The sequence below is a fragment of the Pseudomonas sp. St29 genome (assembly GCF_001547915.1).
In the GTDB taxonomy this organism is placed as follows: Bacteria; Pseudomonadota; Gammaproteobacteria; order Pseudomonadales; family Pseudomonadaceae; genus Aquipseudomonas.
This window is the reverse complement of the sequence record NZ_AP014628.1, coordinates 1,790,631-1,804,983: the sequence shown is the minus strand read 5'-3', so window position 1 is coordinate 1,804,983 and position 14,353 is coordinate 1,790,631. Positions and strand designations below refer to the sequence as shown.

Here is a 14,353-nt window from a genome sequence, read left to right as displayed (position 1 = left end):
GGGCTTGCCCGCGATGCAACACAGCGACCGCTGGTGTCGATCAGGCCTTGGCGCTCCAGGCGCTGACAAACTCGCTGGTATCGACTTTTGGTGCGACCCGAGGCTCGTTCAGCGGCGTCCCCAGGTACAGGAAGGCAATGATCTCTTCCCCCTCCGTCAGGCCCAGCCCCTTGGCCACGTGCGGCGAATAGGACAACTCGCCGGTGCGCCACACGGCGCCAATGCCCTGGGCATAGGCCGCCAGCAGGATACCGTGGGCTGCACAGCCCGCCGCCAGCAATTGCTCGGACTTGGGCACCTTGAAATGCTCCTGCAGCCGCGCCACGACCACCACCACCAGCGGTGCACGCAGCGGCATGGCCCGGGCCTTGTCCAGCGCGGCCTGAGTCACTTCGCCGCCTTGCAGCTGTACGGCTTCAACCAGCAGTTCGCCCAACTGATCACGGGCTTGGCCTTCGACGGTGAGGAACCGCCAGGGGCGCAATTGCCCGTGGTCCGGCGCGCGCAAGGCGGCGGCGAACAGTGCTTCGCGCTGCGCGGCGCTGGGCGCGGGCTCCACTAGGCGCGGCACGGAAACACGGTTGAGCAAAGCGTCGAGAGCCTCCATCGGCCACCTCCTGAAAAAAATGTCCGGCCATTCTAACGGCATCCGCCGCCGGGGTGCCGGTTTACATGCCCTGCCCCGCAGGTAGAATGAGCGCCCTTCACCTACCAGCCCGAGCGCAATACATGGCGTTGCCGACTTTAAGAATCATTGGCTTCATCATCGGCATCTTCCTCATCACCCTGGCCATCGCCATGGTGGTACCGATGGCGACACTGGTGATCTTCGAACGCACCGGCGACCTGCCGTCCTTCCTCTGGGCCAGCATGATCACCTTTATCGCCGGCTTGGCCCTGGTGATCCCGGGGCGCCCCGAGCACATCCACCTGCGCCCGCGAGACATGTACCTGCTGACGGTTTCCAGCTGGTTGGTGGTGTGTATCTTTGCCGCCCTGCCGTTCCTGCTGACCCAGCACATCAGCTACACCGATTCGTTCTTCGAAAGCATGTCCGGCATCACCGCCACTGGCGCCACGGTGCTCAGCGGCCTGGACAGTATGTCCCCGGGCATCCTGATCTGGCGCTCGATGCTGCACTGGCTGGGGGGCATCGGCTTTATCGGCATGGCGGTGGCGATCCTGCCGCTGCTGCGCATTGGCGGCATGCGCCTGTTCCAGACCGAGTCCTCGGACCGCTCGGAAAAGGTCATGCCGCGCTCGCACATGGTGGCGCGCCTGATCGTCGCCACCTATGTCGGTATCACCATCTTCGGCAGCCTGGCGTTCTGGTGGGCCGGCATGAACGTGTTCGACGCCATCAACCACGCCATGTCGGCAATCTCCACCGGCGGTTTCTCCACCTCCGACGACTCCCTGGCCCACTGGCAGCAACCGGCAGTGCACTGGGTGGCGGTGGTGGTGATGATCCTCGGCAGCCTGCCCTTCGCCCTCTATGTGGCGACCCTGCGCGGCAACCGCAAGGCGTTGATCAAGGATCAGCAGGTCCAGGGCCTGCTCGGCATGCTCCTGGTGACCTGGCTGGTGCTGGGCACCTGGTACTGGTGGACCACCGACCTGCACTGGCTGGACGCCCTGCGTCACGTGGCGCTGAACGTGACCTCAGTGGTCACCACCACCGGGTTCGCCTTGGGCGACTACAGCCTGTGGGGCAATTTCTCACTGATGCTGTTCTTTTATCTGGGGTTCGTCGGCGGCTGTTCAGGCTCCACGGCCGGAGGGATCAAGATCTTCCGCTTCCAGGTGGCCTACATCCTGCTCAAGGCCAACCTCAATCAGCTGATCCACCCCCGGGCGGTGATCAAGCAGAAGTACAACGGCCACCGCCTGGACGAGGAAATCGTTCGTTCGATCCTGACCTTCTCGTTCTTCTTCGCCATCACCATCTGCATGATTGCCCTGGCCCTGTCGCTCCTGGGCCTGGACTGGATGACCGCCCTGACCGGCGCCGCCAGCACCGTGTCCGGCGTGGGCCCGGGCCTGGGCGAAACCATCGGCCCGGCGGGCAACTTCTCGACCCTGCCGGATGCCGCCAAGTGGATCCTGTCCCTGGGCATGCTCCTGGGCCGACTGGAGATCATCACGGTGTTCGTGTTGTGTATTCCGGCGTTCTGGCGTCATTGACCGACGCCGGCAGCGCCAGCAGGCGTGCCCGATACTCACCCGGCGTGGTATCGAACCAGCGGCGAAACGCCCGGAAGAAATTGCTCGGATCGGCGAACCCCAACAGGTAGGCAATCTCCAGCAAGGTCATGCGCGGCTGCGCCAGATACTGCTCGGCCAACTCTCGCCGGATGTCGTCCAGCAGGGTCTGGAAGCTGGTGCCCTCCTCCTGCAGACGACGCTGCAACGTGCGCTGGGACAGGTGCAGGGTCTGCGCCACCACCTCGCGCTTGGGCTCGCCCTGGGGCAACAGACGGCACAGCACCTGCCGCGCCTTGTGCGTCACCCGGCTTTCAGAAAAGCGCGCCAGGTACTCGCCGGCAAAACGATCGTGCAGCAAGGCCATCGCCTCGTTGGCCGTGGGCAGTGGCGCCTCCATGTCGGCGCGTTCGAAGATCAGTGCATCAAAGGGCGCGGAGAACGCCAGCGGGGCATGGAACATCTCCTTGTAAGGCTGCAGATCCTCGGGCTGCTCGCCTTGCAGCAGTACCTTGCGTGGCTGCAGGGCCCGCCCGGTCAACCAGCTGCACAGGGCCAGTGCGCAGGCCAGCGAGGCCTCGGCACTTTGCCGGGTGGGCGGCAGATGGTCGCCATGTACCGTCAGGATCAGCGCATAACCCTCGGGTAAAAGACGAAAGCTCAGGTCGGCGCTTTCGGCAATGATGCGCTGATAGCGCACCAGACGCTGAAAGCCTTCGACCAGGGTACGACTCGACATCAAGGCGTAACCGGCCACATGAAAGGAAGCCGGACGCACCACCTTGCCCATGTTCAGGCCGATCGCCGGGTTGCCGGACAACTCGACGGCACGCTGCCAGAGCCGGGTCATCGAATCCTGGGGGAAGCGCGCGTCGGGGTCTTCGAGAGCGCCGTAGTCGAGCCCCAACTGCTCGAACAAAGCGCGGCAGTCCAGGCCATCCATCTCCAGAGCCTTGACTATTCCCAAGGCCCAGCTTGCAGAAGTCGTTCGTTCGCTCATGAGGGCTTCTTACATGACAAGCCGCATGCTACGGCCGATTGCCCAAGGATACTAAAGTGGCGCCTATTGTCACTGGCCAGCGCAACCAGGGACTCTAGACTCACATAAGCTCCCGCAGAACATCCGCCCGCACAACAACAAACAACCGAGATCGCGGCCATGGAAAACATCCGACAGTTCAGCAGCTTCGCCGAGTTCTACCCCTATTACCTGAGCGAGCACAGCGACAGCACCTGCCGTCGCCTGCACTTTATCGGCACCAGCCTGGTGATCTTCCTCCTGGCCCTGGCCATCGGCAAAGGGGCCTGGCTGCTGTTGCTGGCGCTGCCGCTGGCCGGCTACGGCTTTGCCTGGGTCGGGCATTTCTTCTTCGAAAAAAATCGTCCGGCCACCTTTCAGCACCCGCTGTACAGCCTGCTGGGTGACTTCGTCATGTACCGCGACATGATCCTCGGCAAGGTGCCGTTCTAGCGCCGACCGGCCATCCGTCCTCGCCACCCCGCGACCATGGCTATGACCATGGCCGGGCTCGGGCCCGATTTCCCCTGACAGCAAGAGGCCGAACGATGAAGGCTCACGCACGCTTCACCCACATGCAGGATGGCACCCAAGAGGACTGGGCGATCATCGCTGCGGATTTCAGCGCCTACGCCAGGCAACTGCCCGCCCGTATCCTGACCCACTTGCGACTGCTGGAAGGCGACTTCGGCGGTTTCCCGGTGGACCGTCTGACCCATTCACTGCAGACCGCCAGCCGCGCCTGGCATGACGGGCGCGACGAGGAGTACGTGGTCTGCGCCCTGCTGCATGACATCGGCGACACCCTGGGTTCCTACAATCATCCGGATATCGCCGCCGCCATCCTCAAGCCCTTCGTCAGCCCGGAGAACCTGTGGATGGTGGAAAAGCACGGAATCTTCCAGGGCTACTACTTCTTCCACCACCTGGGCATGGACCGCCATCTGCGCGAGCAATTTCGCGAGCATCCGCTGTACCAGCGCACTGCCGAATTCTGCGCCAAGTACGATGCCGCGGCGTTCGACCCCACCTACGCCAGCCTGCCCCTGAGCTTCTTCGAACCCATGCTGCAACGGTTGTTCGCCCAGCCCCGGCAGTCGCTGTACCAGGCGGCCATGGAACAGCCCCGCGCCGACTGAAGCCCGATGGTTCTCCGGCTCAGGCCGGCTCCGCCATTTTCGTGAGCGAGGCCTTGAGCTGGGCTTCCCGGGCCTGGGCGTCGGCCAGGCGATAGAGTTCGATGCTGCCGTCCCAATGCTCGATCAGGGCGGTACAGGACTCGACCCAATCACCGCAATTGAGGTAGTCCACCTCGCCGACCTTGCGGATCTCGGCATGGTGGATGTGGCCACAGACCACCCCGTGCAGCTCGCGCTTGACGCACTCGTGGGCAATGGCCTCCTCGAAGTCACTGATAAAGCTCACCGCAGTCTTGACCTTGTGCTTGAGGTAGGCCGACAGCGACCAGTAACCGTAGCCATAACGCGCCCGCCAGTGATTGAGCCAGCGGTTGAGGGTCAGGGTGAACTCGTAGGCCGAGTCGCCGAGAAAGGCCAGCCAACGGTGATAGCGGGTGATGACGTCGAACTGGTCGCCGTGAATCACCAGCAGATGGCGACCGTCCGCCGTGACATGCACGGCTTCGTCCACCAGTTGGATGTTGCCCAGAATCAGCTTGGAGTAACGGCGCAGGAACTCATCGTGATTGCCGGTGACGTAGATCACCTCGGTGCCGCGCTTGCTCATGGTCAGCAAGCGGCGGATCACATTGGTATGGGCCTGAGGCCAGTACATGCCACCGCGCAGCTTCCAGCCGTCGATAATGTCCCCAACCAGGTAGATGCGATCGGCCTGGTAGCCCTTGAGAAACTGCGCCAGGTGCTCCGCCTGGCAATCCCGGGTCCCCAGGTGCACATCGGAAATCCATAAGGTCCGTACCCGTTGCTTGCGACTGGGCTTGGCGAGTTCGACATGGGTCATGGACGCTCTCCTGGATTTTTTGCGAGCTTGCGCCCCAGCGATTAATAGCCCATGACAAAAATGCGGCAATGCGATGACAGCCCGAACCGCCCGACTGGCGGTGTAGACTGCGCCTCTGCCAAGGAGACCGTGATGGGATCTATCCTCACTCTGCGCCATTACACTCACGACCTGATCGCCCACAGCCACGAGCATGCGCAACTGGTGTTCGGCCTGCGTGGCCAGCTCGATTTCGAAGTCGAAGGCCGGGGCAGTCAGGTGCAGCAACAGAGCTTCGTGGTGGTACCGGCCGGCGCCCGGCATGTGTGCGGCAGCCCCAGTGGAAGCCATTGCCTGGTGCTGGACATACCCGGTGAACACTGGGTGCAACAATCTTTGGGCGAACACGCCGAGGCCAGCCGGCGCTTGCTCGACGCGCCCCGACATCGGGTCCTGGAGCCAAGCCAGAGCCGCCTGGTCAACTGGCTGGCGCAGAGCCCGGTGGACGACCCCCTGATTGCCCAGCAAGGCGCAGTCCTGCTGCTGGCCAGCCTCAACCACTCGACGCCGCTTCCTCCTGGCGAGCGACGGCTGCCCTACGCCGCCATGCAGGCCCACATAGAGCGCCACGCCGCCCATCCGCTGCAGGTGGCCGATCTGGCACGAATTGCCGGTCTTTCCAGCGCCCACTTGCACACACGGTTCATCGCCGAATGTGGCGAGACGCCCATGGAATACGTGCGACGACGGCGCCTGCACATGGCCCTGGAACTGCTGCGCGGCTCGACCCTGCCGGTCGGCGAGATCGCCAGCCGGGTCGGCTACAACTCACAGAGCGCCTTCGCCGCCGCCATGCTGCGCGAATTCGGTCACTCCCCGCGTCGGCTCCGGCAGGGAGCCCAGGCTAATCCCTCGACAAAAAAACCCAGGATCGCGACAGACGCCGGCACCGACCCTTCTTAAACTGAGCCGCAGCCCTTCAAGGCCATCACCGTCTTTTGCTCAAGGATCAAGATGACTCCGCGTACCGCCCTTGGCGCCCTGCATATCGGCGCCCTCATGTTCGGCCTGACCGGCGTGTTCGGCAAACTGGCCGTCGCCTCGCCTGCTGTTATCGTGTTCGGCCGTGCGGCCTTTGCCGTGCTGGCCCTGGCTGGCTTCGCGCGCCTGGCCAGCGCCACGCCCTGGCAGAAACTGGCCGCCACCGATTGGCGGCGCCTGCTGCTCAGTGGCCTGTTGCTGGCCGGACACTGGGTCAGCTTCTTCGTCGCGGTGAAGGTCGCCGGGGTGGCCATCGCGACCCTGGGCTTTGCCAGCTTCCCGGCCTTCACGGTCATTCTCGAGGGGCTGATCTTCCGCGAGCGGATCCGCCTCAACGAGATGCTGCTGGTGAGCCTGGTGAGCATCGGCCTGGTGCTGGTAACCCCGGACTTCGACCTCGCCAGCCAGGCCACCACCGGCCTGCTCTGGGCCGTGGGTTCGGGCCTGCTGTTTGCCCTACTGTCCTTGAACAACCGCGCCAGCTCCGGACGCATTCCCGCGGTGCAGGCGGCCCTCTGCCAGAACGTGGTGGTCGCCCTGTGCCTGTTGCCGGTGGCGGCCCCCGAGCTTGGCCAGGTGCGGGCCATGGACTGGCTATGGATCAGTCTGCTGGGAATCTTCTGCACCGGTCTGGCCCACAGCCTGTTTGTCGCCAGCCTGGCGGTGATCAAGGCTCGCACCGCGGCGGTGGTTTTCGCCCTGGAACCGGTCTACGGGATTACCGTGGCCTGGCTGCTGTTCGGCGAGAATCCGACGCTGCGCATGCTGATGGGAGGCGCCTTGATCATCGTGGCGATCGTGGTGTCGAGCCGACTCTCGACCCGTTCAGACAAGCCAGCCACAACGGCGTCGGCCGGCTCTCACTGAGCCCGATCGTTGTGTCCCAGGTCGCGCTCGGGGTCGATGCAGTCGCGAACCCTTTGCTTGAGCACCTTGGCTTCGGGAAAGCCGCCGTCAGCCTTGCGCTCCCAGATCTGCACGCCATTGCAGCTGATATGAAAGGTTCCCCCGGTAGCGGGCACCAGGGACACCTTGCCCAGGTCGTCGCTGAAGGTGCTCAGCAGCTCCTGGGCCAGCCAGGCCGCCCGCAGCAGCCACTGGCATTGGGTGCAATAGGTGATGATCACTTCGGGTTTACGTTCGGTCATGGTACGGCGGACTCCTGGGTGCAAGGGCGTCGCTATAATAGCCGGCTTTATCGCCCGTCCCGAGATCCACGATGCGCCGCCTGCTGTCCTGCCTGTTGCTCTGCCTGCTGCCCCTGATCGCTCAATCCAGTGAAGCACCGCGACCGAAAATCGGCCTGGTGCTTTCGGGGGGCGCGGCCCGCGGCCTGGCCCATGTCGGCGTGCTCAAGGCCCTGGAAGAGCAAGGCATCCGCATCGACGCGATCGCCGGCACCAGCATGGGCGCAGTGATCGGTGGCCTCTACGCTTCGGGCTACAAGATCGACGAGCTGGAGAAACTGGCCCTGAACATTGACTGGAAACAGGCCCTGTCCGATGCCCCGCCCCGGGAAGACGTGCCCTTTCGGCGCAAGCAGGACGATCGGGACTTTCTGGTCAAGCAGAAGCTCAGCTTCCGTGACGACGGCAGCCTCGGCCTGCCCCTAGGGGTGATCCAGGGCCAGAACCTGGCGTTGTTGCTGGAAAGCAAACTGGCCCACGCCAGTGACACCCGGGACTTCGACAAGCTGCCGATCCCCTTCAGGGCCGTGGCCACTGACATCGCCAGCGGCGAAAAGGTGGTGTTCCGCAAAGGCCACCTGCCCCAGGTAATCCGCGCCAGCATGTCGATTCCGGCGGTATTCGCCCCGGTGGAACTGGACGGGCGGCTTTTGGTGGACGGCGGCATGACCGACAACATTCCCCTGGATGTGGCCCGGGACATGGGGGTCGACATTGCCATTGTGGTGGACATCGGCACGCCGCTGCGCTCGCGCAAGCAACTCAATACCGTGGTGGATGTGCTCAACCAGTCCATCACCCTGATGACCCGACGCAACTCCGAAGAACAGCTGGCGACCCTGCACAAGGACGACGTGCTGATCCAACCTTCGCTGTCGAGCTTCGGCGTCACCGACTTCGGCCGCGCCCAGGAAGTGATCGACGCCGGCTATCGCGCCACCCGCATCCTCGACGCACGCCTGGCTCGCCTGCGCCCCGCCGAGCCGCAGGATGCGCAGTTGACGGCCGCGCGCCAGCCCAGCCAGCGCACGCCCATCATCAGCGCGATCAAGGTGGAGAACGACTCCAAGGTCAGCGATGAGGTCATTCGCTACTACATCCGCCAGCGGATCGGCGAGCCCCTGGACCTGGGCCGCCTGGAGACCGACATGGGCACCTTGTACGGCCTGGATTTCTTCGAGCAGGTGCAGTATCGCGTGACCCACAAGGGCCCGGACAACACCCTGGTGATCAGTGCCCGCGGCAAGCGCAGCGGCACCGACTACCTGCGCCTGGGCCTGAACCTGTCCGATGACATGCGTGGCGACAGCGCCTTCAATATCGGCGCCAGCTACCGCATGAACGGAATCAACAGCCTCGGAGCGGAGTGGCTGACCCGAGTGCAGGTCGGCGACCAGCAGGAAATCTACAGCGAGTTCTACCAGCCACTGGACGCCGGCTCGCGCTACTTCATTGCGCCCTTCATCGCCGCTGAAGCACAGAACGTCGAAGCGGTACTGGACAACGATCCGATCGCCGAGTATCGCGTGGAACGCTACGGCCTCGGCCTCAACCTGGGACGACAGATCGGCAACAGCGGCGAAGTCCGCTTCGGTATCGGCGAAGCCTGGGGCAAGGCCGATGTACGCATCGGCGATCACGACTTGCCCAGCGAGCACTTCAACGAAGGTTACTACCAGTTGCAGTACTCCTTCGATTCGCTGGACAACGTCTACTTCCCTCACTCCGGTGAGGACATCGGACTGACTCTGCGCCAGTTCGAACCAAGCCTGGGCTCGGACAACCGCTACCGTCAGTGGGAGTTCAAGCTGGACAAGGCCTTGAGCAGCGGCCCCAACACCTTCGTCCTGGGCGGACGCTACGGCCGGACCCTGGACAACGCCGAAGTGGTGACTTCCAGCTTCCTCCTCGGTGGCGCCCGACAGCTGTCGGGCTTCCGCCAGGACGCGTTGTCCGGGCAGAACATCACCCTGGCCAGGGCGGTGTACTTGCGTCGACTGACGCCACGCGCCTACTTGCCGCTGGATTTCCCGCTGTACCTGGGAGCTTCGCTGGAGCGTGGCCGGGCGTGGAACAACGACAACGCCTTTGACAGCGGCTATATCAATGCCGCGAGCATCTTCCTCGGGTTCGATACGCCGCTGGGGCCATTGAATTTCAGCTACGGCTTCAACGACGACAACCAGAAGGCCCTGTCGCTGAACCTCGGCCAGACCTTCTGACAGACGCGCAAGTGCCGCACCGGATGACGCAATCAGCAATATTCAGGGATAGGCGAAAACAGGACGAACCGGGGTCAGGCAACCCCGGCGGAAGGCGTCAGGATTTTTCCAGATTGGCCAGGATGCGCCCATGAACGCGCATGCAGACCCGCAGGTCTTCATCGTCGACGCCAATGAACAATTCATGGCGCAAGGCGGTAGCAATGGTTTCGATCTGTTCGATCAGGGGCCGGGCGGAAGGACAGAGCACGATCTTCTTCGCCCGACGATCTTCCATTACCGCCTGGCGTTGGACCAGGCCCTGGGTTTCCAGGCTGTCCAGCAGACGGGCCAGGGTTGGACCTTCCACGCCAACGCTTTGTGCCAGCTCACGCTGGGTTGGCGCGTCTTCGAAACGGGCCAGGTGCAACAGCACCAGCCAACGGGCCTGGGACAGGCCGAGCCCGGCCAGGCGGCGATCCAGTTCGGCACGCCAGCCGCGAGACATATGCGCCAGCTGCATACCAAAACGGTGTTCATCGGTTAACGGCATAAAACACTCATGATCAGACTGAAAATAAAGAAAACCTAATTATTAGTCAGCTAAGCATGCCCCTTGCCCGGAGGCAAGGCCTGTAAGGGACTGAATCGTTACAACATTGACGCACCCCCTCAAATTTCAAACTCCGACTGCAAGGCCGCACGCACGCAATACAAAACCCCTTCAGGCACGCGTCCGGCAAACAACTCGCTGATCTCGGCCACCGGCGGCAATTCGCCCTCACCGTCGAGGAAAGCATCCTGGATTTCTCCCAGCAGGTCTTCCGGCAGGTCCAGAGCCTGTTCCAGCGACAACTGCTGCTTGCCTATGGCTTCGGCCAGCAAGGTGTAGACATTCTTCTCCGTGCATTGCAGTTGCCCGGCGATCTGCACCGGGGTCATCCCGGCACGGGCCAGGGTGATCAACTCGTGACGGATATCGGCGACCACCTTCGGCGCCTCGACACCGCCGCCCAGCACTTCGAGGAAGGCCGCGCCATAACGCTCCAGCTTGCGCGCGCCGACGCCGCTGACCTCGGCCATCTCCGCCATGGAGCCGGGCTGGCTGCGCAGCATCTCCAGCAAGGTCGAGTCGGGGAAAATCACATAAGGCGGCACCCCATGCTCTTCCGCCAGCTTGCGGCGCAGGGCTCGCAGCGCTTCCCACTGCTCGCGCTCCTCGCCCCGTACCAGCTGACTGGCCTGACTGGTACTGCTTTTCGGGCTGCTCTGCGGCTTGAGATCGCGGCGCAGCTCCAGGGTCACCTCCCCCTTGAGCAAGGGACGACAGCTGTCGCTCAGGCGCAGGCCGCCGTAGCCTTCCAGGTCAATATCCGCCAGCCCGCGCGCCACCAACTGGCGAAACAGGGAGCGCCACTCGCCTTCGCTGCGAGCCTTGCCGACGCCAAACACCGACAGGTGCTGATGACCGAAACTGCGCACTTTTTCCGTGTCCTTGCCCAGCAGCACATCCACCAGGTGACCGACGCCATACCGCTGGCCGGTGCGATAGATCGCCGACAGTGCCTGGCGTGCCGGCTCGGTGGCGTCCCAGGTCTGCACCCCGTCGACACAGTTGTCGCAATGGCCACAAGGCTGGGGCATGTCCTCATCGAAATAGGCCAGCAATGTCTGGCGCCGGCAGCGGGTTTCCTCGCACAGGGCCAGCATCGCATCGAGCTTGTGCTGCTCGAGACGCTTGTGGCGCTCGTCGCCCTCGGAGTTCTGCAGCATCTGCTTGAGCATCAGCACGTCCTGCAGCCCGTAGGCCATCCAGGCATCCGCCGGTAGGCCGTCACGGCCGGCGCGGCCGGTTTCCTGGTAGTAGGCTTCCAGGGACTTGGGCAGATCCATATGAGCGACAAAACGCACGTTGGGCTTGTCGATGCCCATGCCGAAAGCGATGGTGGCCACCATGATCAGGCCCTCCTCGTTGAGGAAGCGCTTCTGGTGATAGGCCCGCAGCTCGTTGGGCAGGCCGGCGTGATACGGCAGCGCGGTAAAGCCCTGCTCACAGAGGAAGGCCGCCACTTCGTCGACCTTCTTGCGCGACAGGCAATAGACGATACCGGCATCGCTGCGCCGCTCGTTGAGGAACGCCTGCAACTGCTTGCGCGGCTGCTCCTTGGGCACGATGCGGTAGAAGATGTTCGGCCGGTCGAAGCTGGAGAGAAAGCGCTCGGCGTTCTGCAGGTGCAGGCGATTGACGATCTCTTCCCGGGTGCGCTTGTCGGCGGTGGCGGTCAGGGCAATGCGCGGCACGTTGGGGAACATTTCCGCCAGTTGCCCCAACTGCAGGTATTCGGGACGGAAGTCGTGGCCCCACTGGGACACGCAGTGGGCTTCGTCGATGGCGAACAGGGCAATGTCGAGGTTCTGCAGGAACGCCAGCATCCGCGGCTGAACCAGGCGCTCAGGAGCCAGATAGAGCATCTTCACCTCGCCGCGACGAATACGCGCCGCCAGGTCACGCTGCTGCTCGGCACTCAGGGTCGAGTTCAAGGCGGCAGCCGCGACACCGAGTTCCTCAAGGGTGGCCACCTGATCGTCCATCAGCGCGATCAGTGGCGATACCACCACCGCCAATCCTTCGCGAAGCAGGGCCGGGACCTGGAAACACAAGGACTTGCCACCACCGGTGGGCATCAGCACCAAGGCATCGCCGCCACTGGCCACGCGCTCAATGATCGCACCTTGGCGACCACGGAAACTGTCGTAGCCGAAGATGTCCTTGAGGACGCGTTGAGCCTGTTCGAGCATGAAAAACTCCAAAAATCACCGAATTCCCTGGGCGCAGACTGGCCGAAAAACCGGCACGCTTCACCGACAAATGCGTTAGCGGACTTGTCCGCAACTGCGTTCGGGCCTGCAGGGCATCACAAAACGCGGCAGTATACCCGAGCCCCACCTGACAGAGGGCGCGGACAAGGGACCGCTGGTAACCTTTAGAACCGCTCAAATCTGCCCCGTGGCTGGCTTGAGCGCGCAAGAAAGCCTAGAATTCAACATCGTTTATTCCCCAAGGTAGCCCGTCAATGTCCTTCGCTGAGCAACTAACCCGCCTGCAAGTCTTCCTCGACGCAGATGATCTGCACGACGAGGCGCTGGACTACGTGGCCGCTCACGGCTACCTGACCGCGCTGTCGATCTGTTCGGAAAGCGTTCCCGACCGTGAGTGGATCGACGCTCTCTTCGCCGAGGAGCCGCATTACCGCGACGACGCCGAACGCGAAGCCATCGAATCCACTCTGCTGGCCCTCAAGGCGCACATCGCCCGCCAACTGGCCTCCGACGAGGAGTTCGAACTGCCCTGCGAACTCGACCTGGGCGACGACCCGGATGACTCCGACCTGCGCGGCTGGTGCATCGGGTTCATGGAAGGCGTATTCCTGCGTGAAGCGGCCTGGTTCGAAACCGCAGAGGAAGAAGTCAGCGAGATGCTGCTGCCGATCATGGTCGGCTCCGGCCTGTTCGACGAGCAGCCGGAGTTCTCGGACATCGCCACCGATGCCAACCTGATGGACGACATGATCGTGCAGATCCCCGAAGCCCTGACTGCGTTGTACCTGCTGTGCAACGCCCCCGACGAAAAACCCGCGCTGCTCAAGCCTCGTCACCACTGAGTCGGCGCCTATGGCCAAGCCCATAGGCCAACGTCCCCGGGTATTGCGTTACGTTCTGCTGGCCATCGGCTGGCTGAGCGTAGCGCTCGGGGTCATCGGCATCTTCCTTCCGGTACTGCCCACCACCCCTTTCCTGCTGCTGGCGGCGGCCTGTTTCGCCCGCAGTTCGCCACGCTTCTACCAGTGGCTGGTGCAACACCCGCGCCTGGGTCCATGGATATGCAACTACCTGGATGGCAACGGCATACCGCTCAAGGGCAAGGTGTATGCGATCGGCCTGATGTGGCTGAGCATCGGTTTCTCCTGCTACCTGGTGCCGTCAATCTGGGCACGCAGCTTCATGCTGACCAGCGCGGTGCTGGTCAGCATTTACATCCTGCGGCAGAAAACCTTGCGAACCTGAGACGCTAGACGCCCCCTTGAAGTAGCCCGTTTACCGGGGAAAAGCACTGCAGCTTTGTCCCGTTTTCGCCCCTCTTACAGGGAGGAATTGGCGCCATGGTTGCGTTGGTAGGTGTCTTCGCCCATCGCGGCGATCTGCCCTTCGATCAAGGCCTCGAAGGGGCGCAGCAAGGGCTCGAAGGAGGTCGGCGCCTCCAGCACCTGCAACGCCTGGACAATCGCTTCCAGGGTCGACAGCGCACCCGGCCCCGGGGCCTTGCGCAGGCGATAGCGCGAAGGCGTGGCAGCGGCCAGGGTCACTCGCGGCAGGGCCGCCAGCAGCGGATTGAGGTGCAACAGCTTGCGCGCCTTGCGCCAGGTGCCGTCGGGCACCACCAGCAGCAACGGTTCATCCGTCTCGGCGTAGGCCTGCAATGGCTGGGCATCATCCGCCGGGAACAGCAGGCAGGCCCTGTATCCGGGCTGAGCGAGCAGCGCCGGCAAATCCTCGAACACCTCGCCCACCACCAACTCGGCGTTACTCAACCCCAGCGCGGCCAGCCGCGCCGTGTTCAGGGCATGGTTGACCTCGCTGGGGTGCTGCAACAGCAACACCCGGGTGCGACTGGACAACCGCGGGATCAGCGGGCACAGACAGTGGCCCGTAGGGCGCAGGCAACGCTCGCAGCGTGCTCGGGACAT

At 63.5% G+C, this 14,353-nt stretch carries 15 protein-coding genes; 8 read left to right on the top strand and 7 right to left on the bottom strand.

Translation table 11 applies throughout. From position 1 onward, the window contains the following. Positions 1-40: 40 nt before the first annotated feature. Positions 41-607, bottom strand: coding sequence for a nitroreductase family protein (locus PST29_RS08135; protein ID WP_060838102.1), 567 nt, complete (start codon positions 605-607; stop codon positions 41-43). 122 nt (positions 608-729) lie between these two features. On the opposite strand from PST29_RS08135, the gene PST29_RS08130 reads away from it, so the two are divergent. Then, positions 730-2,184 carry a TrkH family potassium uptake protein gene (locus PST29_RS08130; RefSeq protein WP_060842792.1) on the top strand — a complete coding sequence of 485 codons (1,455 nt, stop codon included), beginning with the start codon at positions 730-732 and terminating at the stop codon, positions 2,182-2,184. On the opposite strand, the gene PST29_RS08125 is transcribed toward PST29_RS08130, so the two are convergent. Continuing rightward, positions 2,141-3,202 carry an AraC family transcriptional regulator gene (locus PST29_RS08125; RefSeq protein WP_060842791.1) on the bottom strand — a complete coding sequence of 354 codons (1,062 nt, stop codon included), beginning with the start codon at positions 3,200-3,202 and terminating at the stop codon, positions 2,141-2,143. The genes PST29_RS08130 and PST29_RS08125 overlap by 44 nt on opposite strands. 159 nt (positions 3,203-3,361) lie before the next feature. Between PST29_RS08125 and PST29_RS08120 the strand changes: the two genes are divergently transcribed. Then, positions 3,362-3,673 carry a DUF962 domain-containing protein gene (locus PST29_RS08120; RefSeq protein ID WP_060838100.1) on the top strand — a complete coding sequence of 104 codons (312 nt, stop codon included), beginning with the start codon at positions 3,362-3,364 and terminating at the stop codon, positions 3,671-3,673. A gap of 95 nt (positions 3,674-3,768) precedes the next feature. Then, positions 3,769-4,359: an HD domain-containing protein gene (locus PST29_RS08115; RefSeq protein WP_060842790.1), complete on the top strand. Its 591-nt coding sequence runs from the start codon at positions 3,769-3,771 to the stop codon at positions 4,357-4,359. Positions 4,360-4,378: 19 nt separating this feature from the next. On the opposite strand, the gene PST29_RS08110 is transcribed toward PST29_RS08115, so the two are convergent. Next, positions 4,379-5,200: a UDP-2,3-diacylglucosamine diphosphatase gene (locus PST29_RS08110; RefSeq protein WP_060838098.1), complete on the bottom strand. Its 822-nt coding sequence runs from the start codon at positions 5,198-5,200 to the stop codon at positions 4,379-4,381. Positions 5,201-5,332: 132 nt separating this feature from the next. Here PST29_RS08110 and PST29_RS08105 point away from each other — a divergent pair, with 132 nt between their 5' ends. After that, positions 5,333-6,142 (top strand): helix-turn-helix domain-containing protein, encoded by an 810-nt coding sequence (locus PST29_RS08105; RefSeq protein WP_060842789.1) that lies wholly within the window; start codon positions 5,333-5,335, stop codon positions 6,140-6,142. Between the two features lie 51 nt (positions 6,143-6,193). Continuing rightward, entirely contained in the window at positions 6,194-7,087 is an 894-nt protein-coding gene (locus PST29_RS08100) for a DMT family transporter (RefSeq protein ID WP_060842788.1), read from the top strand. Here the strand turns inward: PST29_RS08100 and PST29_RS08095 are convergent. After that, positions 7,081-7,368, bottom strand: a complete 288-nt coding sequence (locus tag PST29_RS08095) for a SelT/SelW/SelH family protein (RefSeq protein WP_060842787.1) — start codon at positions 7,366-7,368, stop codon at positions 7,081-7,083. The two genes, PST29_RS08100 and PST29_RS08095, sit on opposite strands and share 7 nt — an antisense overlap. A 71-nt stretch (positions 7,369-7,439) precedes the next feature. On the opposite strand from PST29_RS08095, the gene PST29_RS08090 reads away from it, so the two are divergent. Continuing rightward, the gene (locus PST29_RS08090) at positions 7,440-9,629 is read left to right on the top strand and encodes a patatin-like phospholipase family protein (protein WP_060842786.1); all 2,190 of its coding nucleotides are present in this window, start codon (positions 7,440-7,442) and stop codon (positions 9,627-9,629) included. Positions 9,630-9,726: 97 nt separating this feature from the next. Here PST29_RS08090 and PST29_RS08085 read toward each other — a convergent pair whose 3' ends face one another. Both PST29_RS08085 and recQ read right to left on the bottom strand, forming a co-directional pair. Then, entirely contained in the window at positions 9,727-10,161 is a 435-nt protein-coding gene (locus PST29_RS08085; RefSeq protein ID WP_016962630.1) for a MarR family transcriptional regulator, read from the bottom strand. Between the two features lie 119 nt (positions 10,162-10,280). Beyond that, entirely contained in the window at positions 10,281-12,407 is a 2,127-nt protein-coding gene (gene recQ, locus PST29_RS08080) for a DNA helicase RecQ (RefSeq protein WP_060838093.1), read from the bottom strand. Between the two features lie 275 nt (positions 12,408-12,682). On the opposite strand from recQ, the gene PST29_RS08075 reads away from it, so the two are divergent. Both PST29_RS08075 and PST29_RS08070 read left to right on the top strand, forming a co-directional pair. Further along, entirely contained in the window at positions 12,683-13,270 is a 588-nt protein-coding gene (locus tag PST29_RS08075; RefSeq protein ID WP_016962628.1) for a UPF0149 family protein, read from the top strand. A gap of 10 nt (positions 13,271-13,280) precedes the next feature. After that, positions 13,281-13,673: a YbaN family protein gene (locus tag PST29_RS08070; RefSeq protein WP_060838092.1), complete on the top strand. Its 393-nt coding sequence runs from the start codon at positions 13,281-13,283 to the stop codon at positions 13,671-13,673. Between the two features lie 74 nt (positions 13,674-13,747). Here the strand turns inward: PST29_RS08070 and PST29_RS08065 are convergent, their stop codons facing one another. Next, complete coding sequence (locus PST29_RS08065; RefSeq protein WP_060838091.1) at positions 13,748-14,353, bottom strand: tRNA-uridine aminocarboxypropyltransferase; 606 nt, start codon at positions 14,351-14,353, stop codon at positions 13,748-13,750.

Bases quoted from the DNA above. Each gene is read 5' to 3' on its own strand.
- PST29_RS08135 (WP_060838102.1), bottom strand. From the start codon at position 607: ATGGAGGCTCTCGACGCTTTGCTCAACCGTGTTTCCGTGCCGCGCCTA.
- PST29_RS08130 (WP_060842792.1), top strand. From the start codon at position 730: ATGGCGTTGCCGACTTTAAGAATCATTGGCTTCATCATCGGCATCTTC.
- PST29_RS08125 (WP_060842791.1), bottom strand. From the start codon at position 3,202: ATGAGCGAACGAACGACTTCTGCAAGCTGGGCCTTGGGAATAGTCAAG.
- PST29_RS08120 (WP_060838100.1), top strand. From the start codon at position 3,362: ATGGAAAACATCCGACAGTTCAGCAGCTTCGCCGAGTTCTACCCCTAT.
- PST29_RS08115 (WP_060842790.1), top strand. From the start codon at position 3,769: ATGAAGGCTCACGCACGCTTCACCCACATGCAGGATGGCACCCAAGAG.
- PST29_RS08110 (WP_060838098.1), bottom strand. From the start codon at position 5,200: ATGACCCATGTCGAACTCGCCAAGCCCAGTCGCAAGCAACGGGTACGG.
- PST29_RS08105 (WP_060842789.1), top strand. From the start codon at position 5,333: ATGGGATCTATCCTCACTCTGCGCCATTACACTCACGACCTGATCGCC.
- PST29_RS08100 (WP_060842788.1), top strand. From the start codon at position 6,194: ATGACTCCGCGTACCGCCCTTGGCGCCCTGCATATCGGCGCCCTCATG.
- PST29_RS08095 (WP_060842787.1), bottom strand. From the start codon at position 7,368: ATGACCGAACGTAAACCCGAAGTGATCATCACCTATTGCACCCAATGC.
- PST29_RS08090 (WP_060842786.1), top strand. From the start codon at position 7,440: ATGCGCCGCCTGCTGTCCTGCCTGTTGCTCTGCCTGCTGCCCCTGATC.
- PST29_RS08085 (WP_016962630.1), bottom strand. From the start codon at position 10,161: ATGCCGTTAACCGATGAACACCGTTTTGGTATGCAGCTGGCGCATATG.
- recQ (WP_060838093.1), bottom strand. From the start codon at position 12,407: ATGCTCGAACAGGCTCAACGCGTCCTCAAGGACATCTTCGGCTACGAC.
- PST29_RS08075 (WP_016962628.1), top strand. From the start codon at position 12,683: ATGTCCTTCGCTGAGCAACTAACCCGCCTGCAAGTCTTCCTCGACGCA.
- PST29_RS08070 (WP_060838092.1), top strand. From the start codon at position 13,281: ATGGCCAAGCCCATAGGCCAACGTCCCCGGGTATTGCGTTACGTTCTG.
- PST29_RS08065 (WP_060838091.1), bottom strand. From the start codon at position 14,353: ATGTCCCGAGCACGCTGCGAGCGTTGCCTGCGCCCTACGGGCCACTGT.